Genomic DNA, 21,980 nt, shown 5'->3' on the forward strand with positions numbered 1-21,980 from the left:
GGCATCCCAGATCGCCGATGCGCGATAGCCTGACCGCTGGATGGATCTCTTGATACCAAGAGATCGATCATTTGTACGTCCCACCCGGGGCAGGGACGCCCCACCGACAGCTGTCATACGGAGAACGCCATGACCCGCACTCCCGTGAACGTCACCGTCACCGGCGCGGCCGGCCAGATCGGTTACGCCCTGCTCTTCCGCATCGCCTCCGGCCAGCTGCTCGGCGCGGACGTGCCGGTCAAGCTGCGCCTGCTGGAGATCACCCCGGCGCTCAAGGCCGCCGAGGGCACCGCCATGGAGCTCGACGACTGCGCGTTCCCGCTGCTCCAGGGCATCGACATCAGCGACGACCCGAACGTCGCCTTCGACGGCGCCAACGTCGCCCTCCTCGTCGGCGCCCGCCCGCGCACCAAGGGCATGGAGCGCGGTGACCTCCTGGAGGCCAACGGCGGCATCTTCAAGCCGCAGGGCAAGGCCATCAACGACCACGCCGCGGACGACATCAAGGTCCTCGTCGTCGGCAACCCGGCCAACACCAACGCGCTGATCGCCCAGGCCGCCGCGCCGGACGTACCGGCCGAGCGCTTCACCGCGATGACCCGCCTCGACCACAACCGCGCGCTGACCCAGCTCGCGAAGAAGACGGGCTCGACGGTCGCCGACATCAAGCGCCTCACCATCTGGGGCAACCACTCGGCGACGCAGTACCCGGACATCTTCCACGCGACGATCGCCGGCAAGAACGCCGCCGAGGTCGTGAACGACGAGAAGTGGCTCGCCGAGGAGTTCATCCCGACCGTCGCCAAGCGCGGCGCGGCCATCATCGAGGCGCGTGGCGCGTCCTCCGCCGCCTCCGCCGCCAACGCGGCCGTCGACCACATCCACACGTGGGTCAACGGCACCGCGGACGGCGACTGGGCCTCCATGGGCATCCCGTCGGACGGCTCCTACGGCGTCCCGGAGGGCCTGATCTCCTCCTTCCCGGTCACCGCCAAGGACGGCCGCTACGAGATCGTCCAGGGCCTGGACGTCAACGAGTTCTCCCGCGCCCGCATCGACGCCTCCGTCGCCGAGCTGGCGGAGGAGCGCGAGGCGGTCCGCGCGCTCGGCCTGATCTGAGCATCGCTGTGCGACTGATCCCCGGGCGGCGCGGCTGCCCGGGGATCACTGCGTCCGCGGTCCGACGACCCGGTCCGCCAGGTCGAGGAACGTGTGCACCGTCGCCGACCGCAACCGGCCCAGGTCCTGGAACCGCGGTGAGCTCAGCGCCCGGTCGAAGGGGACCGCGACCACCTGGTCCACGCTGACGCCGATACGGCTGGCCAGGGCCGCCGGCACGCGCCGGGCGGACGGGCCGTCGACCTCGGTGACGACGACGATCGCCTCGGCGGCCAGTTGCCAGCGGCGGGCGGCGCGCAGCCGCTCCAGCACCTGCCGGGCCGCGGTCAGGAACCAGTCGGCGGTGCCGCAGCACAGGATCAGCCGGTCGGTGAGGTCCAGGACGGAGTCGGCCGACTCGTCGAGCCGCTGCGGGGCCCAGTCGGTGAGGACGAACGAGTAGTAGGGCTCGGTCCGGGCCAGCACGTGCTCGTAGGCCTGGGCGTGCACCAGGTTCGGGTTGGCGTGGCCGGGCGGGTGCGCGGCCACTTCCAGGCCGGACGGCAGCCGGGTGGTGAGGGCGCGGACCTCGGCGTACGACGGGTCGGCGGGCAGGCCCGCGAGGTCGCGCACGGTGGAGGGGTTGCGGGCCGTGAGGAACCGGTCCAGGGCGCCTTCGTGGGGCGCGCCGTCGACGGCGAGGACGGGTTCGCCCCGGACGGCGGCGAGCAGGGAGCCCAGCACCATCGTCGTGGTGGCCCGCCCGCTGTAGTGGTAGGCGCCGACCACCGTGAGCCGTCGGCCGTGCCGCAGCGGCGTCCGCAGCCGGGTCAGCCGGGCCTCGGCCTCACGGCGGGCGGTCCCGAAGCGGGGCACGCGCAGGGCCGGCTCACTCGCGCCGGGCCCGGCCGCGGACGGCGGCAGCGCGAGCGGCACGCGCTCCGTGGGCAGCGCCTCGACCGTGGACGCCGGCGGGACCGTGCGGGCGACCCGGGACTGGGCGATGTACCGGGCCAGGACGTCGGCGACCTCGCCCGCGCCGGGCCGCCGGGCCGGGTCCGGGTCCAGGCAGCGCAGGACGCGGTTGCGCAGTTGCCGCCAGGTGTCGCCCTGCCACAGGTGCATGCCCTCCGGGCTGCCCGGCAGCTCCCGGCCCGCCTTGCTGCTGACGAGCTGGAGCAGTTCGCCCAGCGCGCGCACGTTGTCCTCGGGGGTGGGCGGCGGCCCGGCGCCCGCGTAGCGGCCGTCCACCGAGCAGTCGGACAGGTCGGCGAGCACCACCGAGCGGCGCAGCACGAGGACGTTCTCGGCGTTGAGGTCCGCGGGCACGATCGCGTGCAGATGGCACAGGGCCAGGGCGCTCGCGAGGTGCCAGCCCACGACCAGCGCGGTGATCTTGTCGAAGGGGGCGCGGCTCTCCGCGTGGGCCGCGTTGAAGATCTCCGCCAGCCGGGGCGGGTCGGACGCGCTGCTGCTGCTGAAGGGGGCCACCGCCAGCCACGGCGGATCGTCCATGGGCGCGGCGGCGAGCAGCGCGGGGGCGTACTGGCCGCCCAGCCGGTACAGCGCCTCCGCCTCGGCGAGGGGCTCCTCGCCCGCCGGGAGGTCGGGGCGCGGGGTCCGCACCAGGACCTGGCCGCCGCGCTCGTCGAGGCCGTCGTACTCGACCGTCCGCCGCAGTCGGCGGCGGCTCAGCAGCCGGTAGGGGCCCAGGTGGCGGGGGTCGTCGGGGGTGAGCGGCCCCCAGCCGTCCGGGGCGCCGCCGCCGAACTCCCGCTCGGCGCCGAGGCCCTGCGCCTCGCGTTCGAAGGACACGCCGAAGCGGGTGAGCAGTCGCCGTTCGACGCTGGTGAACGGGCGGTGGGCGCCGGGGAGATGGGCCGGGCCGTCCGGGTGGGCGAGCCAGGCCGGGAAGTCGGGGGAGCGGCCGGCGAGTTGCTCCAGATGGCGGCCGATGCTGCGGCTGGTGCGCAGCAGTTCCGCCTGGGGGACGGCGTCGAGGAGGATCAGCCGGGACGCGTCGGTGAAGTCGAACACCAGGTGCTTCGCCGGCAGCGGGCCCGTCACCGGCGCGGGATGCGGCCGCATCAGGCCGCCGAGGAACACCTCGGCGAGATGGGAGGTCCGCGCCTGCCAGGGCACGGCCGTCTGGACGAGCCGCATGACCGGCACGGTCAGCGGGGACACGGCCGCCAGATGGGCGGCGAGGCGGTAGGCCTCCGGGGTGGCCGCGTCCCGGAAGTGCTGGGCGTCGCCGCGGCCGGGGCCCGGGGCCGGGCCGCCGTGGCGGGCGGGGCGGGCCAGCAGGGGCAGGGACACCGTGGCGCCGGGCGAGGCGAGGAGATGCGCCCACGTGCCCAGGGAGGCGGCCGTCGGCTCCAGGACCGGCACCGGCACGCCGTCGAAGGCGGCGAGGTCGGCCGGCAGGACCGGGTCGGTGATCTCCCAGGAGGTGTTGGCGCCGCCGATGCGCCGCGTCGAGGCCTGCCAGCGCTCGGCGCGGATGCCGGACCCCTCCCACAGGTCGGGCGGCAGGGTGTGCAGCACCGCGGTGGGGCCGCGGGAGGCCCACCGGGTCAACAGCCGGTGCAGCGCGCCGCTGCGCCAGGAGGCTCCCATGCCGTCGGTGACGACGAGCACGAGGGTCTGCCCCGAGGGGTCGTCGACCGCGCTGAGCGGCACGGGGGTGCTGTCGTACCGGAACGGGCGGGCGTGCAGCCGGGGTTCGTGCGCGGAGCGGGCGTCCAGGCCCATGACCCGGCTGCCGGCGAAGGCGCCCAGCCGTTCGAGGAGGGTGCGCAGTTCGGCGCCGAGGCGGTGCCACAGCAGCATCGACAGACCGTCGTCGACGAGCAGCACCAGATGCAGCCAGCGCTCCTGCACCGGGCGCTGCACCACGTCCGGCAGCCGGGTCTCGGCGAGTTCGGCGGCCGTGCGCTCCTCGTCGATCTCCAGCCGGTGCGGGCTGGGCCGCCGCCGGCGCAACGGCCGCAGGGCGCGGCCCAGTTCGAGTTCCCCGGTGAGGGCCTTGTCCTCGGGGATCCGCACGGGCATCGCCCGGCCCGGGTCGGGGCGGTGCGGCAGCCGGATGTCGGGTATGGAGGCCGGGGTCTGGCGGGCCGCCCCGTACAGCGAGGCCGTGGGGGTGAGGTCGGGCAGGTCGGGGTCGTCGGACTCCGCGACCGGCCGGGCGGGGGCGGGCCGGGCGGCTTCGGCGACCGGGGGCTCCACGGCCGCCGGAGGCTCGGCGGGCATCAGCCGGCGCAGCGGCGCGTCCGCTCCGCCGGGCACCCGCCGGGCCAGCCACAGCACGTCGAGGACCTGGTCGGCGTCCAGCTCCCGCCCGCAGGCGCGCAGCACCCGCAGCGCCTGTGCGAGCCGCTCCCCGCCGCCGCCCGGTCCCGCGCTCGCCGACCCCGGCGCCCCCGTCCCGCTCATGGCGTCACAGCGCCCCGGTGAGCTGGTGCAGTACGGCGTCCAGGAGGCCTTCCGCGTCGAGGTCGACGCCGCCGGTGCGCAGGAAGACGGCGTTCAGCAGCTGGTCGGTGGCGAGCTCGCCGGGGGCGCGCCGGCGCAGGAACGCGTCGATCAGGTCGTCGGCGTCGCGCAGCGCCTCCTCGCCGAGGTGGGCGGTGACGATGGCCCGCAGCCGCGACTCGTCGGGCACCGGCAGGTCCAGACGGACGCAGCGGCGCAGGAAGGCGGGCGGGAAGTCGCGTTCGCCGTTGCTGGTGATCACCACGACCGGGAACTCGGCGCACTGCACCCGTCCCTGACGGACCGTCACCGTGCCTCGGTGGTCGGCGGTCTGCACCTCGACATGCGCCATGTCCTCGGGGAGCCGGGTCAGTTCGGGGATGTCGAAGTAGCCCTCCTCGAAGACGGTGAGCAGGTCGTTGGGTAGATCGACGTCCCCCTTGTCCATCTCGTCGACGAGCAGCGCGCGGGGGGTCGCGGCCGGGACCAGCGCGGTGCCCAGCGGGCCGAGCCGGATGAACGTGCCGATGGACGGCTCGCGTTCGCCCCGGTCGCGGCTGAGCGTGGTCTCCCGCAGCCGCCCGATCGCGTCGTACTGATAGAGCGCCTCGCGGACGGCGGAGCGGCTGTTGATGGACCAGCGCAGCAGCTCGCCCAGCCGCAGCTCGTGCGCGACCGCCCGCGCCAGCGACGACTTGCCGGTGCCGGCCGGGCCGGTCACCAGCAGCGGGCGCCGCAGATGCAGCGCCGCGTTGACGACGTCGGCGTGCTCGCGCTCGATCAGATAGGGCAGCTCGGGCCGGACGGCCGGCGTGGGGCTGAAGCGACGCCACGGCGGAGCGGAGGGCAGGTCGACGGCCCGCGGGACGCCGTCCCCGCGGAAGAGACGCCAGTCGGCCTCGGAGGCGGGGGTCATGGGCTCTCCTGGGGTTCGGTCAGGTGCAGCCGGGGCACCGTGCGGTCGGCGTCCGCCCAGGCGAGGACCGGGCGGCCGGGATACTGCGGAGCGGTCTTCCCCTTGGCCTTGGCCCGGTAGACGCGGACTCCGTCGGGCAGTTCACGCGTGGCGACCTGCGCCATGTGCTCGGCGACGTGCGAGGCGGCGTCCCGCCCTCGGTCCCACATCACCACCGGTATGCCCACGGCGAGGCAGATCTCCACGATCGCGTCGCGAGGCCCCGCCGGCACGTCCACCGAGACGCGGACGGTGTCGAGCCTGCCCATCAGCTCGTAGTAGATCTGGTGCGGATCCTGGGCGGGGTCCGACACGACCAACGTCTCCCCGGAGTCGAGTTGCCGCCACCGCTCACGCCAGTCAGGGAGAAAACGCTCGTGCCTGCGCAGGAGTTCCGGACAGTGCACCACCAGCGGGAACTCCACCCCCAGCACCCCGGGCACCAGCTCGCCCGGCGCCTGCGCCGCCCACTCGTCCACCGGGAGGTTGAGATCGGCCCGGTCCACCAGGACCTCCACGAGCGGCCGCCCGCCGTCGGCCGCCGACGGCGCGAGGGACTCCAGGACGCGCAGCAGCTCGCGCGCCGCCTCCGACCCCGAGTAGCTGGCCGAGCTGTCGGTCGACACCTGCCGCGGCCCGGTGCCCTCGTCGCACCACACACGCAGCCGGTGCCGGCCCCGCTCGGCCCGGGTCACCCGGGCCAGCACCCGCACCCGCCGGTTCCCGCCGCGCACGGCCCGGGACCAGTCCTGGGCGTCGGAGCGCCGCTCGCGCAGCGCCGCCGACGGTATGCCCAGCCGCGCCGCCACCCGGTCCGACCAGATGCGCAGCTCCGCCTGCCGGTGCGGCGGGCTCAGCGCGGCGATGTACTCGACGACCCGCAGCAGCGCCGGGACGCGCGGCCCGCCGTCGTCGGAGTGGCCGTCCCCGGGCAGCGTCTCCAGGCGGTCGAGGACGGCGTCGAGGGTCGCGCCGTCGGCGGGCGCCGCGACCCGCTTCGTCGCCTCGCGCACCGCTTCGGGGAACCGCGCCAGCACCGGCTGTCCGATCGTGGGCAGCAACTGGTGCAGCCGGTGGTGCTCGCGCGGCGAGAGCAGCCGCGGGGTGTCCGAGAGCCGCCCGGCGACCAGCGCCCGGTCGGCCGCCCGCGGGTCCCGGGGCCGCAGGATCTCGGCGAGGGCGGCCAGCGCGCGCGGATGGGTGAGCAGGAAGGCGGCGAACTCCTCGACGGTGGGCGGCGTCACCGGGCTCCCGGTCCCCACCCCGCACGCGTGGGCGATCTGCCGCGCGGTGTCGCCGAGCGTGTACGCCGACGGCAGCGCGTTCGCGATCACCGCCACCAGCATGCCGTGGGCCGGTTCGTCGGCCTCGGCGGCGCTGAGGCCGACGGAGTTGTCGGCGTCGTGGGAGCCGCGGACGTCGTCGAGGGCGTCCACGGACCGCAGTTCGGCCTCGACGCGCTGCCAGGGGATGCCCCAACTGCGCCGGACCACGCCTTGTGAGCCGTGCCCGGCCGCCGGCATGAAGTGTGCGGCGACCAGCCCCACGACGGCGCCGTCCTCCTCGCACCACAGCGGGCCGCCGCTGTAGCCGGGCCCGACGGCCATCCCGGTGCTCTTGCCGTCGAGGTAGCCGATCGGGCCCTCCAGGGCGGCGACGGTCAGATCGGCGAAGGTCGAGCGGCTCCCGCTGCTGTGCCAGGCCCGCACCTTCTGGCCCGGGGCCATGTCCGTACGGGGTTCGGGGGCGGGCAGTTCGCCGGGCGGCGAGTTCAGCCGCAGCACGGCGAGATCGCCGAGCCAGCCGCGGGCGCCGTCCCGCACGACGCCGCCGTCCGGCGTGCGCGGTGGGATCCAGTGCACGACGTGCGCCGGGTAGCCCTTCCGCGGCCCCTCCAACGTGACGAACATCAGGCTGCGTTCGGGCCTCGGCGCCTGCTGCTCGAAGGGCCGCCTGCCCAGCGCGTCATTGACGACATGGGCGCAGGTCAGCACGGTGTCGGGGCCCAGGATCAGGCCCGCGCCCGCCGTCCTGCCGTCGAGCGCCCCGCACACGGACGCGATGACGGGCCGCGTCCCGCCCTTGTCGCCGCCCTTGTCGACCGACCCGACCGCCTTGAACCAGCCCACGCGTCACTCCGCGCCGGGCGCCGGATTCGCCGGGTGCATCGGTTGCGCCGGGCGCGCCGGGTGCGTCGGTTGCCAGGAGGCGGTCACGGTGAGATGCGCCTGTCCGCTCCCGCCCACGATCCCCAGCTTCAGATCCTGTCCGACCTGCACCCCGAAGGTGACGCTGAGCTCCGCGGGCGGATCCGGCACGGCCCGCACGCAGTCGTGCACCTCCTGAAGCAACGGTCCCAGCGGCTTCAGAGCCTGCCGCAGCGCCCCCGCCGCGAAACTCGCCACGGCGGCCCCGCCACTGGCCACGGGGACGACCGTGCCCATGCCCTCGGGCAGCTCGTCGTAGCCGCCGCCGTAGTCGCCCCCCGGCGCGGGACCGAGGACGAATCTGACAGGCGTTCCGTCGTCCAACTCGACTGACTCCACCGGCCCATTGTGATCGACGCGACGAACACGGACCAGCCCCCCGAGCCGAGGAGCGGGACGCCTACGAGTAGCCGCCCGGCGGGATGCGGCGGGCGACCATCACCCGGTTCCAGCTGTTGATGGCGGTGATCAGGGCGATGAGATGGGCGAGCCGCGCATCCGGGAAGTGCCGGGCAGCGGCGGCGTAGACCTCGTCCGGCACGAAGCCGTCCGTCAGGACCGTCACCGCCTCCGTCAGCGCGAGGGCGGCCCGCTCGCGCTCGTCGTAGACGTCGTCCGCCTCCTCCCACGCGCTCAGCAGATCGAGCTGCTTCTCGCTCACCCCGTGCTCACGGGCGATCGTGAGATGCATGTCCACGCAGAACGCGCAGTGGTTGAGCTGCGAGGCGCGGATCACGACCAGTTCGGCGAGCGCGGGATCGCCGACACCCCGCTTCGCGGCGGCGCTGAGTGCGGACATGGCCGCCGCGACCTCGCGGTCCAGCAGGTTCGTCCGGTTCGTCCGGTGCGTCCGGCTCATGCGTGCTGCCCCGGACGGTAGTGGCCCGGCACCAGCCGACAGGTCACGCCGAACCGGTTCCACGCGTTGATCACCGTGATCGCGGCGATCAGCTGCGCCAGCTCGGCCTCCTCGAAGTGCTTCGCCGCCCGCTCGTACACCGCGTCCGGCACGAACCCGTCCGTCAGCACGGTCACCGCCTCCGTCAGCGCCAACGCCGCGAGCTCCTTGTGCGTGTAGAAGTGCTCCGACTCGTCCCAAGCGCTGAGCTGGACGATCCGCTCGACGCTCTCGCCCGCCGCCAGTGCGTCCTTGCTGTGCATGTCGACGCAGAGCGCGCAGCGGTTGAGCTGCGAGGCGCGGACCTTCACCAGCTCCAGCAGCCTCGGGTCCAGGCCCTTACGGGCGGCGGCGTCGAGCCTGAGCATCGCCTTCAGGACCTCGGGGGCGTGCGCGGACCAGTCGAGCCGGGGGGTGTGCGCGGGCGCGTACCCGTCGGTGGTCGTCGCGGTCGTTGTCGCGGTCGTTGTCGTGACGGTGTCTTCCTGTGTCGTCATGTCTTCGACCCTAGGAGCGAGGCAGCCCAGCGGTATGGTCCATTTCCATGGCGAAATCCTGGGCCACTCCGGGCGTCGACCTGCATCTGGAGCCGACCGGACCGCCGCTGCGCCGGGGCCTGACCGACGCCCTGCGCGAAGCGGTCCGCGGCGGCCGACTGGCCCCCGGCACCCGACTGCCCTCCTCCCGCACTCTCGCCGCCGACCTGGGCATCGCCCGCAACACGGTCGCCGACGCCTACGCCGACCTCGTCGCCGAGGGCTGGCTCACCGCCCGCCAGGGCTCGGGCACCAGGGTCGCGGGCCGCACCGTCGTTCCGCCGACCGGCGCGGCGGCCCGACCCCCCGAACGCCACCGGCCCCTCTACGACCTGCGCCCCGGCAGCCCCGACCTCGCCTCCTTCCCGCGCGCCGAATGGCTCAGGGCGGCCCGCCGCGCGCTCACCGCCGCCCCCTCCGACGCCCTCGGCTACGGCGATCCCCGCGGCCGCGTCGAACTGCGCACCGCCCTCGCCGGCTACCTCTCCCGGGCCCGCGGGGTGCGCGCCGACCCCGAACGCATCGTCGTGTGCGCCGGGTTCGCGCACGGCCTGCGGCTGCTCGCCACCGTCCTGCGGGCCCGCGGGGCGCGCAGAATCGCCGTCGAGTCGTACGGCCTGGACGAGCACTGGCGGCTGCTGGCCTCGACCGGTCTGACCACGGTCCCGCTGCCGTTCGACGAACTCGGCACGGACCCGGGGGAGTTGACCGGACCCGGCGCCGTCCTGCTCACGCCCGCCCACCAGTTCCCGATGGGCGTGCCCCTGCACCACGACCGTCGGGCGGCCGTCGTGGACTGGGCCCGGCGCACCGGCGGGCTGGTTCTGGAGGACGACTACGACGGCGAGTTCCGCTACGACCGCCAGCCCGTCGGCGCCCTCCAGGGACTGGACCCCGACCATGTGGTGTACCTCGGCACGACGAGCAAGTCGCTGGCCCCCGGGCTGCGGCTGGGCTGGGCGGTGCTGCCGCCGGACGCGGTGGAGGACGTCGTGAAGGCCAAGGGCGGGGTGGACACCTCCGGGGTGCTCGACCAGCTGACGCTGGCCGAGTTCATCGACTCGGGCGCGTACGACCGCCATGTCCGGGCGGCGCGCACGCGCTACCGCAGGCGGCGGGACGCCCTGGTCGCCGCCCTGGCCGTCCGCGCCCCGGCGATCCGCGTCACCGGCATCGCCGCCGGTCTGCACGCCGTCCTGCGGCTCCCGCCCGGCACGGAGGGGGCGGTGGTGCGGGCGGCCGCCTACCAGGGCCTCGCGGTCGACGGGCTCGTGCCGCGCTACCGGCACCCCGACGCGGTCGCCGAGCCGATCGAGGCGCTGGTCGTGGGGTACGGGACCCCGCCCGACCACGCATGGTCCGGCGCGCTGGACGCACTGTGCGCCGCATTGCCTTTCGGCTCGAACGGCACCGGAATTCCTTTTCCCGGATGACGTCACGGGATGGCTGGATCACGAGATAAACACGAGATAGAGTCGTCCCATGACCAACAATAATGCGGTGTCCCGTGTGGCCATCAAGAAGATAACCCCCGATGTCTCCGCCGCGATGGGCTCCCTGCACGGCGCCGCCGTTTCCGCGGCGCAGGACGCCAAGGTCGAGCCGGAACTGCTGGAGCTGATCAGGATCCGCGCCTCGCAGCTCAACGGCTGCGCGTTCTGCCTCGACATGCACACGAAGGACGCCCGCGCCCAGGGCGAGACCGAGCAGCGCATCTACGCGCTGAACGCCTGGCGGGAGACCCCCTTCTTCACCGAACGGGAGCGCGCCGCACTGGCGTTCACGGAGTCGGTGACCCTGGTGCACGACGGTCAGGTCCCGGACGCGGTGTACGCCGAGGTCGCGGAGGTCTTCGACGAGGCGCAGGTCGCCGCGCTGATCTGGGTGATCACGGTCATCAACGCGTACAACCGCACCGCGATCGCCACGCGCATGGTGCCGGGGGCTTATCAGCCCGCCCCGAAGGCGAATTAGTTCGAGTAATCAGTCGAGCTGTTCCAGATTTTCGGGCACGTTTTATTGCGCCGGGGCGAATTCCCTTCGACCCGGCGCTTTCGTTTGGCTGAACCTCTCCCTGTCCTTCCCGCGCTCCCTATTCCTTCGGCAGTGGCTCTGCGATTTCGTCCAGCCAGCTTCGCCATTCCGGAGCGTGTACCGCCGGCCCCGCGTGCATCGGGTGGCCCGTCCATTCCCGCACGGGGCGGATTCCGTGCAGCGCGTTCACCAGCCAGACCTCGCGGCCGTCCAGCTCGGCCAGGGTCCGCTCGGGGTGGGTGACCCGGATGCCGAGGCCACGGGCGCGTTCCTGGATCAGAGCGGCCGTGACCCCCGCCAGGACCGGCAGCCGGGGCGAGGGCAGGCACAGGGTGTCGTCCTCCCACCACAGGACGCTCGCGGTGGCCGACTCCAGCACCGCACCGGAGGGCGTGGTCAGCACCGCCTCCGTCGCGCCCTCCTGTGCCGCCCGGTGGCGCACCGCCGCCAGCACGTCCAGGTCGGGCCCCTTGCGGCACGGCTCGGTCCGCGGATCCGGCTGGCCCGCGGCCCAGACCCCGATGTCCGGTTGCAGCGGCGGAGCGTGCCGGAGCCGGAACCTCAACTCACGGGCGTCGGCGGTGAGTTCCACGCGAGGGAACCACTCGCCCGTGCGGGGCAGCGCGGCCGTCACGTCCTGCCAGAACTCCAGGAGCCGGCGCAGCGGCGGTCCGTCGCACTCGCCGCAGGCCCGCAGGAACCGTTCCCGGTGCCGTTCGAGGCCGCGCACCCGGCCGTCGCGCACCAGCCACGAGTCCGCGACCAGCAGCCGCCCACCCACGTCGGGGTCGGCGTCGGGGGTCAGCCCGCCGGCCGGCGTCCACCGTGACAAGCCTTCCAGGACAGCCGGTTGTGCCATATGAGAGTTCCGTTCCTTCGACTACCTCTTCAGTACGTGCGGCTTCAGTACTTGCGGCCCGCCACCGCCGGAGCCCCGCCCCGGGGCCCGTACGGCGCGTGCTCCAGCCACGACCCGCACGAGGGCAGCACCGGCGCGAGGGCCGCCGCCGCGCGCTGCCTGAGCCGTACGATCCGCCGCTGGGGCCGCAGATGCTCCAGCGCCGTCCCGGCGGCGGCGCTGTTGTACAGGCCCGCCGCGCGCCGCACCTCGGCGAAGGTCTCGACCGCCTCGTAGGTCCCGGCCGCGATGGCCTCCGCCGCCGCTGCCGCGTCCGCGATCCCGCTGTTCATGCCGCGCGCCCCGAACGGCGGAAAGAGGTGCGCGGCCTCGCCCACGAGGAGCACCCGCCGGTGCGGATCGGTGAACGAGGCGGCCACCTTGCGCAGGAAGCGGTACGTCGACACCCACAGGATCCGGTCCTCGTACCCCTCGCCGACGACCGCGGGGAGCCAGCGCCGTACGGCCTCCTCGGTGCCGAACGCCTCCCGGGTGTCGTCGTCGTGGCACTGCAGGTCGACCTGGAAGCCCCCGGTGAACGGCACGCGCATCACACTGCGCCCGCCGACCCCCGGATGCTCGTAGTGGAAGACCCGCTCCAGCGGCAGTTCGGCGCCCGGGACGTCGGCCACGTCCACCACGACGTGGAAGCCCTCGCCGTGCACGCCCTCCATGGCGATGCCCAACTCGCGGCGGACGGCAGAGCGGGCGCCGTCGGCCGCGACGACGTGCCCGGCCCGCCACTCCCGCCCGTCCTCACCGGACAGCGTCACCCCGTCCACGGCGGCCCGGACGCCCACGACGCGCGCGTCCCACTCGAACACCACCCCGGTCCGCTCGCACGCGGCGCGCAGGAACCGCTCGGTGTCCACCTGTCGCAGGCTGGTGAAGGGCGGGGCGCCGGTCGGCGGCGGGAAGGTGCGGGAGTAGACCTCGCGGCCCCGGTACAGGGTCCGCCGGGTGTGCCAGGTCCGCCCGTACGAGGTGATCTCGCCGGCCAGCCCCGGACACATCGCGTCGAGCAGTCCGAGCGTCTCGCGATGCACGAACAGGGCGCGGCTGCCCGGCCGTTCGCGGTCCTTCGGGTCCGCCTCCAAGAGCGTGACGTCCAGCCCGTGCCCGCGCAGCGCGAGCGCCGCCGACAGTCCGACGGGGCCCGCGCCCACCACGACGACCGGGTTCACACGCGCACGCTCTCCGGCGTCCCGGTCAGCATGCGGGTGATCTCCACCCGCTTCACCTTCCAGGTCGCCGTCATCGGCAGCTCCTCGAACCGCCACTGCCGGGGCTCGGCCATCGCGGGCAGATCGGCCGTGGCCTCCCGCCAGCGCTCCGGGTCGAGCGGCTGCTCACCGCGCACGCACACCACCGGCACCGGCTCACGGTCGACGCCCGGCACGATGACGACCTCGCGGAGCTCCTCCAGACGCTCCATCAGCGCGTCCTCGACCTCCAGGTTGCTGTGCACGGTGTCGATCTGGTCGATCTCGCGGTCGATGAGATGGAGCGAGCCCAGCCGGCTCATGTACCCCATGTCGCCCATCTGCCACCAGTCGCCGTCGAGTTGACGGTCGTACTGCGCCTGCGCGCCGAGGTAGGTGAGGATGCGGCCGCGGGTGCGGGCCTCGATCCGCCCGGGGGTGCCGGGCGCGACCGGCCTGCCCTCCGGGTCGGCGATCCGCACCCGGGTGAAGCCGGGGATGCCGATCCCGACCCGCCGCCCGTCGGCCCGCTCGGCGCTGCGCCGGGTGAACCACTGGAACGCCACCGGACCCGTCTCGCTCTGCCCGTACAGCTGGACGAGCCAGGGCGCCCGGCGCTTCGACGCGCCCAGCAGCCGGCGCACGGTCCGCGGGTGGATCGCGTCGAACGTGGAGCCGTACGACTTCACCCGGGACAGCGGAGCGCCGGGCGCGTCCGCCAACTCCTCCCACAGGACGAAGGTGTTGGGGTGCGTCTCGACGATGCCGGGGCGGTGGCGGACCAGCAGCGGGCCGACGGCCGCCGGCTCCGGGTCGGTGATCAGCACCAGCGGGCTGCCGAAGTGCAGCAGGACGCCGAGCAGGTGGTAGAAGCGCGAGTGCACGAACGACATGTGCAGCGCGGCCGTCTCACCGCGGGTGGGCCAGCCCATCGCCTTCTGCGGCACGAGCCGGTTCCACATGGTGTTGGGACAGTGCACGGCCAGCTTGGGCAGGCCGGTGGTGCCCGAGCTGTGGGTGATCAGGGCGGGGTCGCGCGGATGCAGCCGCACGGGCGCGGCCGGTTCGGCGCCCGCGTACTTCTCCAGCGGCTCGGCCCCGGGCGCGTGGTCGACGGAGAGCGTGCGGCGCACGGCCGTCTCGACCCCGGCGAGCGGGCCCTCCAGCTTGGCCCGGTCGGTGATCAGCCAGGGCTGCCGCAGCCGCTCGATCAGCTGCCCGACGACCGGGCCCGCGAGGGCCGGGGACAGCAGCACGGGAACCGCGCCGATCCGGGAGAGCGCGCAGGTCAGCAGCACGATGTCGACGTTGTCCGTCTTGTGGACGACCACCTGCTCCGAGGGCCGCACCCCGGCCGCCCACAGCCGGCCCGACAGGTCCTCGACCACCTGGGCCAGCGTCGAGTAGTCGAGATCGACCCCGAGGTGGGGGTGGGTGTCCAGCGGCCGGTCCAGGGTGACGAAGACGGCGCCGTGGCGCTCGGCCGCCCGCCGGAACAGCGGGCCCAGGTAGAACCCGCGGTCGGCGAGCAGGGATTGCTGCGACATGTGGCTGTTCCTCTCAGACACGGTCACCACGCGCCCTGGCGGACGAGGTGGCGGCGGAGCTTTCCGGTGGCGGTGCGGGGCAGGGACGTCACGAAACTGACGCTTCGGGGCACCTTGAAGGCGGCGAGGCGCTCCCGCGCCAGGGCGACGAGATCCACTTCGAGGCCGTCCGCGCTGAACCGGCCGTCCGGGCCGGCCGGGCCGACGGGGACGACGAAGGCGCGCAGCCGGCTGAAGCCGCGTCCGTCCGTGACGGCCGCGACCGCGACCTCGCGCACCGCCGGATGGGTGCGCAGCACGGCCTCCACCTCCAGCGGGGAGACGGTGATCCCGCCGACCATCTCCATGTCGTCGGAGCGGCCCAGATGCCGGAAGGCACCGTCCGGCTCGCGGCGCGCCCGGTCGTGGGTGGCCAGCCAGCCGCCGACCAGGGTGCGTTCCGTCTCCTCGGGCCGGTTCAGATAGCCGGACGTCACCGTCGGCCCGCGCACCCACATCTCGCCCTCGGCGCCGTCGGGCACGGGCCGTCCGGCCCGGTCGCGCAGCTCCACCTCGAAGCCGGGCACGGGACGTCCGACGGTGCCGTCGTGGTGGTGGTCCAGGCTGTTGGCGCAGAAGGCGTGACCGGCCTCCGTGGAGCCGATCTGCTCCAGCACGGGCGCGCCGAGCAGATCGGCGACCTGGCCGCCGAGGCCGTCCGGCAGGCCCTCGCCGGCCGACACCGCGGCGCGCACCGAGGCGAAGCAGGCCGCGTGTCCGCTGCCCCGGTCGGCGACCAGCGCCGCGTACGCCGACGGCACGGAGTAGAGCAGGGTCACCCGGTGCCGGGCGACGAGCTCGTCCACGGCGGCGGGGTTCGGCCGCCGGTCCACCAGGACGGCGCTGGAGCCGGAGAACAGCGGGAAGACGAACGCGTTGCCGAAGCCGTAGGCGAAGTACAGCTTCGACACCGACAGGGTGACGTCCTCCTCGGTGATCCCGAGCAGCCGCCGGCCGATCAGGTCGTGGTACGCCTTCGGGTCGCCGTGCGTGTGCACGACCCCCTTGGGGCGGCCCGTCGTGCCGGAGGTGTACTGCACGTACAGCGGCGTGTGCGCGTCGACCGGATGGGCGGCGGCCGGCTCGGCGGCGGGGGCCAGCGCGAGGAACTGGTCGGCGCCGAGCCGTTCCCGGTCGGCGAATCGATCCTCCAGCCCCGGGCCGGTCACGCACAGCACGGCCTCGGTGTCCTCGGCCATGAACGCATGCTCGGCCGCGGGCAGTTCGGGGTTGACCAGCACGGCCACCGCCCCGAGCCGGGCGACGCCGAGGAAGGCCGCGACCCACGCCATCCCGTCGGGCAGCGCGATCAGCACCCGGTCCCCGGCCCGCACGCCGTGCTGCGCGAGCACCCCGGCCGCCCGCGCCCCCAGCTCGTGCACCTCGCCGTGCGTCCAGAACTGATGCCCCTGATGGAACGCGGCCCGACCGGTCCAGCCGCGCCGCTCGACGAGGTCGGCGAGATACGCGGCGAGGTTGCCGGGCGTGTCGGTCTCGGAACCGGAGCCGGTTCCTGAGCCGGTGCGGGGCCGAGGCGCGGTCGTCGTGGGCTGGGAGATCGTCATCGGCGGGCCTTCTTCGGGGTGGCCGGAGTGGCCGGGGCGGCCGGGTCGGGCGTCCGACGGCGGGCCGGCGTCGGCTCCGGGGCGTCCGGACGGGCCCCGCGGCCCACGGACCGTGCCTCGTCGCCGAGTTCACCGCCCGCCGGCGTGCCGTTCACGAGCGTGCTGTTCGCGAGCGTGCCGTTCGTGCCGCCGCGCGGTCGGCCGGCGCCCACCCGGGCGGTCTCCTCGTGGGCCGGCGGCAGCGCCGCGGTGTGCTCCCGCAGGGCGCGCATCTGGGCGGCCGTCTTCAGCAGCATCTCGTCGTACTCGGCGACCGGGTCGGAGTCCAGGACGATCGCGCCGCCGGCGCCCAGCTGCATCAGACCGTCGGCCATGACGGCCGTGCGGATGACGATGTTGAGGTCCGCGCCGCCGCTGCAGCCCAGGTAGCCGAGGGCCCCCGAGTACACGCCGCGCGCCTCGGTCTCCAGCTCGTCGATGATCTCCATCGTGCGCAGCTTCGGCGCCCCGGTCATCGACCCGCCGGGGAAGCAGGCCCGCACGCAGTCCACCGCGTCCGTGCCCGCGCGCAGCCGTCCCTCGACCGTCGAGACGAGCTGGTGGACGGTGGCGTACGTCTCCGCGGCCATCAGCCGGGTGACGCGTACCGTGCCGGTGCGGCTGACCCGGCCCAGGTCGTTGCGGAGCAGGTCGACGATCATCAGGTTCTCGGCGCGGGTCTTGGCGTCCGCCGCGAGCGAGTTCCGCAGCCGGTCGTCCTCCAGCGGATCCGCGCCGCGCGGGGCGGTGCCCTTGATCGGCTTGGCCTCGGCGACGCCGTCCCGGGTGATCCGCAGGAACCGCTCCGGCGAGGAGCCGGCCACGTCGAGGTCGCCGAATCTCAGGAACGCGGAGTACGGGGCCGGGTTGACGCGGCGCAGCACCCGGTAGAAGTCGTACGCGTTCTCCGGAGCGGGTAAACGCGCCGCGTTGGTCAGACAGATCTCATAGCTGGTGCCCGCCGCCAGCTCCCGCTGACTGGCCGCGATGTCCGCGAGGTAGCCGGCCCGGTCCCGCACCAGCCACGGCTCGACGGCGCCGGGGTCCACCGCGCCCGGGGCCGGCAGCGGCGGCCGCGCCAGGTCGCTCTCCGCGGGCAGCGAGGCGAGCGCGGCCAGCGTGCTCTCCAGCCAGTCGGCGGCCTCCCGGGCGGCCTGCGCGGTGTCCTCGGCCAGGCAGACCGCGTAGGTGAAGCCCTCCTGGTGGTCCACCGCGACCAGCCGGTCGGCGAACAGCCAGGCGGCGTCCGGGGTGGCGGCGCGGTGCCGGTTCGGCGAGCCGCAGTCGGCCTTCAGCTCGTAGCCGAAGTAGCCGACATAACCGCCGGTGAAGTCGAAGGGCAGCCTGCCGGGGTCGACCTGACGGTTTGCCAACTGCCGCTTGAGATAGTCGAAGACGCTGGCCTGGACCTTGCGCGTCGGCCGGCCGGCCCGCTCGATCTCGCAGCGCCCGGCCTCGACGTCGTAGCGGACGAACTCGGCGAGCGGCCCGCTGTCGTCGCCGAAGAACGAGAACCGGGACAGCCCCTCCTCGACGCGGGAGCTGTCCAGCCAGAACGACCGCGGCGAGTCGGCGTACAGCCGGGTGAAGGCGGCCTCCGCGTCGATCGCCGCGGCGATGCGGCGGGTGTGCAGCCGGTACGCGGGACGGTCGGCGCGGCGCGGGCGGGGGACGGTCACGGCGGAGATCGGCATCGCGGCCGCCGCCGGGGTGACCGCGGTGTTCTTCGTCCGAAGCTTGCGGGCCCGCTCGGCCGTCAGGTTCCGGAAGTTCATCAGCATCCGGTGGCCGTACTCGGTGAGCACCGACTCCGGGTGGAACTGCACGCCCCACAGCGGCCGTTCGCGGTGCCGCAGCCCCATCAGGACGCCGTCCTCGGCCCAGGCGGTGGCCTCCAGGGAGGCGGGCAGCGGTTCGCCCACGGCCAGCGAGTGGTAGCGCACGGCGGTGAAGTTCTGCGGCAGCCCCTGGAACAGGTCCCGGCCGTCGTGCCGGACGGCCGACAGATACCCGTGCCGGGGCTCCGGGGCGGACTCCACACGGGCGCCCTCCCCGTGGGCGATGCCCTGGTGGCCGAGGCAGACGCCGAGCACCGGTATCGGGGACTCGGCGAGCACTCTCGCGCTGATGCCGAAGTCACGCGCCTGCGCCGGGTGCCCGGGTCCCGGCGACACCACCACGTTGTCGAAACCCGCAAGATCGGGAACGGCGCCCGCGGGGGCGTCATTGACGATCACCACCGGTTCCTCGCCGTTGACCTCGGCGATCAGCTGGAACAGGTTGTACGTGTACGAGTCGTAATTGTCGATGAGCAGGGTCTTCACCCGCCCACCTCCCTAGGGTCGTTCTCTGGTCTACGCGGTCCGTTTATGCCGTCCGCGGAGCGCCTGGAGCGGTGGATACAGCCATTTCTTGAAGAAACGCTGAAGGCGGGGCATGAGAATCCAGGTGACAAGTGCCGTCACGCACAGACAGAGCAGCAGTGTGCGAATGAACGGATTGAGCCCGCCGAGGTAGGGAAGCACGATAATGTTGAACAGGAGCACCGGTGGAAAAACGGCGCTCATATTCACGAACCATAACTTCCATTTCGACGGCGGGGCCGGCGTCTTCGGCATGGGGGTCTGTGAGTCGAACCACGTCTTGGAGCCCCGCACGCTCCTGCGGTCCGTCTGCTGAGCGAAGCCCTGCGTCCGGGCGTCCCACTGCTGCCGGGTGGACGAGTCCTCCCAGGCCCTGGCCGTTCCCTCGCTGGCGAAGCGATAGACGACATGCCAATCCGCCTCTCCATCGGCCAGCACGCCACCCCCGAGGAAGCCGGGTTGCTGCGCACTCGCGCCCAGCATCGCCCACCCCCAGGAGTGAAAGTCGGCCTCGCGGCCCGGCATCACGCGATAAGCAGCGGTGACGGTGACGGGATTACTGGTCACGGCATCGAGTACGGAAAGCGGGCGGTCCGCGTTCACAGGTTATTCAAACTTCTACAACTGTCCGGAACGTGACTCTTTGAGGCTTTTTCGGCGGGGTTGGCATCTTCTGTCGAGTGATGCGAATGACAACTTCCGAGTAATTCGGGGAAGCGGTTGCGAGCAAAGTCGGGGAAAGAGCACGATCGGCCTCCCGAAGACGGGGACGGGGGCGACCGAAGGAGGGACTTTCATGTCCAGGTACGACTGGGATCTGACCCACGAAGGAATCGAACGAGCCCGTTCCGAGATCGAATCCGCCCGGAAAGAAGTGACCGCCCACCCGATCTACCAGCGGATCGAGAGCCGCGAGGACATGGCGGTCTTCCTGACGCACCACGTGTTCGCGGTCTGGGACTTCATGTCCCTGCTCAAGTCGTTGCAGCGGGACCTCACCTGTGTCGACGTCCCCTGGGTGCCGCGCGGCTCGGCCGTGAGCCGACGGCTCATCAACGACATCGTGCTGGTCGAGGAGAGCGACGAACTGGGCGGCGGCTTCATCAGTCACTTCGAGCTGTACCGCGCCGGCATGGACGAGGCGGGCGCCGACACCACCCGGATCGACACCTTCCTCGCGCTGATCGGCGAGGGTCACGACCTGTCGTCGGCGCTACGCGTCGCCCAAGTGCCCGCCGCCGCAGCCGAGTTCGTCCGCACGACCTTCGAGATCATCGCCGACCGCCCGCTGCACGCCCGGGCCGCCGCCTTCGCCTTCTCCCGCGAGGACCTCATCCCGGACATGTTCGACCAGGTCATCAAGAAGGAGGGCACCGACCGCTTCCCCCTCTTCTGCGACTACCTCGCCCGCCATATCGAGGTCGACGGCGAGGAGCACACCCCGATGGCCATGCAGATGGTCGCCGACCTCTGCGGCGAGGACGAGACCCGCTGGCGCGAGGCCGTCGAGACGGCCACCCTCGCCCTCGAAGCGAGGACCCGCCTGTGGGACGGCATCACCAAGGCAATGAACTGAGCCCACCGAAGTCGGGCGAAGTCGGCAGCGCCCCTTCAGGGGCGCGGGCTCTGACATATGCGGCTCCGCCGCGCGGGCGCGACCAGCCACGACGGCGCCGCACCGGAACGAACCACGGTCGCGCCGGAGACGGTCGCTCACGGCCGGGCGGGCGTTTCCGGTGAGGGCGAGGGCGAGGGCGTCGGTTCCGGGGCCTCGCCGAAGCGGGCCAGCGCCAGTGCGCCCGCGACCGCGACGGCGAAGCCCAGGACGGCCAGCCAGGCGAGGCCCTCGCGGGTGCGGTCGCCCAGCCAGATCACGCCCACCAGGGCCGGCCCGATCGTCTCGCCGATCACCATCCCCGCCGTGGCCGTCGTCACCGAGCCCCGTTGCAGCGCCGAGGTCAGGAGCAGGAAGGCCGCCCCGCCGCCCAGCAGCAGCGCGTAGGCCGCCGGGTCGGTCAGGAGGTCCGAGGGGGCGAGCGAGTCGATCAAGCGCACCGCGACCTCCACCACCCCGAACCCGAACCCCGCGCCCAGTCCCAGGACCAGCGCCCGCCCCCGCCCGGCGAGCCGCCCACCGGCCAACCCCAGCAGCAGCACCGCAACCGCCGTGCCGAGCATCGCCCACGGCAACGCCTCCGGCCCGCTCTCCTCGCCCTCCGTGCCCGCGGCCAGCCCCAGCATCGCCAGCCCCGCGCACACCACCCCCACCGCCAGCCACTCGGTCCGGCTCAGCCGCACCCGCAGCAGCCGCGCCGCGACCACCGCCGTCACCGCCAGGCTCGACGCGAGGGCCGCGCCCACCGCGTAGATCGGCACCGACCGCAGCGCGGCGATCTGGAACAGAAAGCCCAGGCCGTCCAGCCCGAGACCCGCCAGATAACGCCACTGCCGCACCGCCCGCAACAGCAGCGCCGCCTCCCCGCCGCGGGAGCCCTCGTCGACGGCGACCGCCCGCGCGGCCATCGCCTGCAGAACCGTCGCCGTGCCGAAGCAGACCGCCGCACCGAGGGCGCACATCATTCCAAAGAGCACGAAAGGACTGTAGGGGAGCGGCTCGTGGGCGGGCCGCCTCCGCGCGTCCTCACCTTCATGTCTAGGCTGACGGCCGGAAATCGCCGTAGAGGCGGATCAGACAGCTGGGACAACGGGGAGACAGGGACATGGCGGACACCACGGCACCACGCAGACGACTTCGTTCGGGCACGGTCGTACTCGGCGGCATGGGCATCCTCGCGGCGGCGCTCACCGCCTGCTCCTCCGACGCCCCCGACAAGCGCTGCGTCGACCGCGACAGCTACAACGCGGCCAAGGGCTACAAGGTCGTCGCCGACAAGAACTGCAAGTCCACCAAGGTCTCCGCGAACTCCGCCTGGTACTACGGCGGCAAGAAGAAGGGCTCCTGGGTCGACGGCGGCTCCTTCACCGAGCCCGGCAAGGGGTCGAGCAGTTCGACCAGCAGCAGCGGGGGCAGCAGCACGGGCGGCAGCGGCGTGGACCGCGGCGGCCTCGGCAGTGACAGCGACAGCGGCAGCGGCGTCCACAAGGGCAGCTCCGGCGGCTGA

18 protein-coding genes are annotated in these 21,980 nt (G+C 73.4%); 5 read left to right on the plus strand and 13 right to left on the minus strand.

What is annotated here, in order from left to right; genetic code table 11:
* The first annotated feature begins 129 nt into the window (after positions 1 to 129).
* Complete coding sequence (locus ACWCPF_RS01950; protein WP_451042988.1) at positions 130 to 1,119, plus strand: malate dehydrogenase; 990 nt, start codon at positions 130 to 132, stop codon at positions 1,117 to 1,119.
* A 45-nt stretch (positions 1,120 to 1,164) separates the two neighbouring features.
* On the opposite strand, the gene ACWCPF_RS01955 is transcribed toward ACWCPF_RS01950, so the two are convergent.
* The 6 genes from ACWCPF_RS01955 to ACWCPF_RS01980 all read right to left on the minus strand — a co-directional run bounded on the left by ACWCPF_RS01955 (position 1,165) and on the right by ACWCPF_RS01980 (position 9,132).
* The gene (locus tag ACWCPF_RS01955; RefSeq protein WP_451042989.1) at positions 1,165 to 4,536 is read right to left on the minus strand and encodes an SAV_2336 N-terminal domain-related protein; all 3,372 of its coding nucleotides are present in this window, start codon (positions 4,534 to 4,536) and stop codon (positions 1,165 to 1,167) included.
* A gap of 4 nt (positions 4,537 to 4,540) precedes the next feature.
* Entirely contained in the window at positions 4,541 to 5,491 is a 951-nt protein-coding gene (locus tag ACWCPF_RS01960) for an AAA family ATPase (protein ID WP_451042990.1), read from the minus strand.
* A complete protein-coding gene (locus tag ACWCPF_RS01965) occupies positions 5,488 to 7,659 on the minus strand; it encodes a VMAP-C domain-containing protein (RefSeq protein WP_451042991.1) in 2,172 nt (723 codons plus the stop codon). The genes ACWCPF_RS01960 and ACWCPF_RS01965 overlap by 4 nt, the downstream gene beginning before the upstream one ends.
* Positions 7,660 to 7,662: 3 nt before the next feature.
* A complete protein-coding gene (locus ACWCPF_RS01970) occupies positions 7,663 to 8,076 on the minus strand; it encodes a CU044_2847 family protein (protein ID WP_451042992.1) in 414 nt (137 codons plus the stop codon).
* A gap of 61 nt (positions 8,077 to 8,137) precedes the next feature.
* Positions 8,138 to 8,596, minus strand: a complete 459-nt coding sequence (locus tag ACWCPF_RS01975) for a carboxymuconolactone decarboxylase family protein (RefSeq protein ID WP_451042993.1) — start codon at positions 8,594 to 8,596, stop codon at positions 8,138 to 8,140.
* On the minus strand, positions 8,593 to 9,132 hold the full coding sequence (locus ACWCPF_RS01980) for a carboxymuconolactone decarboxylase family protein (protein ID WP_451042994.1): 540 nt from the start codon (positions 9,130 to 9,132) through the stop codon (positions 8,593 to 8,595). Before ACWCPF_RS01980 ends, ACWCPF_RS01975 begins: the two co-directional genes overlap by 4 nt.
* A 47-nt stretch (positions 9,133 to 9,179) precedes the next feature.
* Between ACWCPF_RS01980 and pdxR the strand changes: the two genes are divergently transcribed.
* Both pdxR and ACWCPF_RS01990 read left to right on the plus strand, forming a co-directional pair.
* Positions 9,180 to 10,604: a MocR-like pyridoxine biosynthesis transcription factor PdxR gene (gene pdxR / locus ACWCPF_RS01985; RefSeq protein ID WP_451042995.1), complete on the plus strand. Its 1,425-nt coding sequence runs from the start codon at positions 9,180 to 9,182 to the stop codon at positions 10,602 to 10,604.
* A gap of 49 nt (positions 10,605 to 10,653) precedes the next feature.
* Positions 10,654 to 11,145 carry a carboxymuconolactone decarboxylase family protein gene (locus ACWCPF_RS01990; protein ID WP_451042996.1) on the plus strand — a complete coding sequence of 164 codons (492 nt, stop codon included), beginning with the start codon at positions 10,654 to 10,656 and terminating at the stop codon, positions 11,143 to 11,145.
* Between the two features lie 118 nt (positions 11,146 to 11,263).
* On the opposite strand, the gene ACWCPF_RS01995 is transcribed toward ACWCPF_RS01990, so the two are convergent.
* From ACWCPF_RS01995 to ACWCPF_RS02020, 6 genes are read right to left on the minus strand one after another with little or no spacing between them, the layout of a single operon-like run.
* Positions 11,264 to 12,064, minus strand: a complete 801-nt coding sequence (locus tag ACWCPF_RS01995; protein ID WP_451042997.1) for an aminotransferase class IV — start codon at positions 12,062 to 12,064, stop codon at positions 11,264 to 11,266.
* A gap of 44 nt (positions 12,065 to 12,108) precedes the next feature.
* Positions 12,109 to 13,287, minus strand: a complete 1,179-nt coding sequence (locus ACWCPF_RS02000; RefSeq protein WP_451042998.1) for an FAD-dependent oxidoreductase — start codon at positions 13,285 to 13,287, stop codon at positions 12,109 to 12,111.
* Positions 13,284 to 14,852, minus strand: a complete 1,569-nt coding sequence (locus ACWCPF_RS02005) for a class I adenylate-forming enzyme family protein (RefSeq protein ID WP_451042999.1) — start codon at positions 14,850 to 14,852, stop codon at positions 13,284 to 13,286. Before ACWCPF_RS02005 ends, ACWCPF_RS02000 begins: the two co-directional genes overlap by 4 nt.
* 23 nt (positions 14,853 to 14,875) lie before the next feature.
* Entirely contained in the window at positions 14,876 to 16,456 is a 1,581-nt protein-coding gene (locus ACWCPF_RS02010) for an AMP-binding protein (protein WP_451043000.1), read from the minus strand.
* Positions 16,453 to 18,819, minus strand: a complete 2,367-nt coding sequence (pabB, locus tag ACWCPF_RS02015; protein WP_451043001.1) for an aminodeoxychorismate synthase component I — start codon at positions 18,817 to 18,819, stop codon at positions 16,453 to 16,455. The genes ACWCPF_RS02010 and pabB overlap by 4 nt, the downstream gene beginning before the upstream one ends.
* Before the next feature lie 30 nt (positions 18,820 to 18,849).
* Positions 18,850 to 19,461, minus strand: a complete 612-nt coding sequence (locus tag ACWCPF_RS02020) for an antibiotic biosynthesis monooxygenase (protein ID WP_451043002.1) — start codon at positions 19,459 to 19,461, stop codon at positions 18,850 to 18,852.
* Positions 19,462 to 19,654: 193 nt separating this feature from the next.
* On the opposite strand from ACWCPF_RS02020, the gene ACWCPF_RS02025 reads away from it, so the two are divergent.
* Complete coding sequence (locus ACWCPF_RS02025; RefSeq protein ID WP_451043003.1) at positions 19,655 to 20,434, plus strand: DUF3050 domain-containing protein; 780 nt, start codon at positions 19,655 to 19,657, stop codon at positions 20,432 to 20,434.
* Between the two features lie 137 nt (positions 20,435 to 20,571).
* Here the strand turns inward: ACWCPF_RS02025 and ACWCPF_RS02030 are convergent, their stop codons facing one another.
* Positions 20,572 to 21,438: a hypothetical protein gene (locus tag ACWCPF_RS02030; protein WP_451043113.1), complete on the minus strand. Its 867-nt coding sequence runs from the start codon at positions 21,436 to 21,438 to the stop codon at positions 20,572 to 20,574.
* A gap of 140 nt (positions 21,439 to 21,578) precedes the next feature.
* On the opposite strand from ACWCPF_RS02030, the gene ACWCPF_RS02035 reads away from it, so the two are divergent.
* Positions 21,579 to 21,980, plus strand: coding sequence for a hypothetical protein (locus tag ACWCPF_RS02035; RefSeq protein WP_451043004.1), 402 nt, complete (start codon positions 21,579 to 21,581; stop codon positions 21,978 to 21,980).

The sequence above is a fragment of the Streptomyces sp. NPDC001858 genome, from assembly GCF_053594615.1.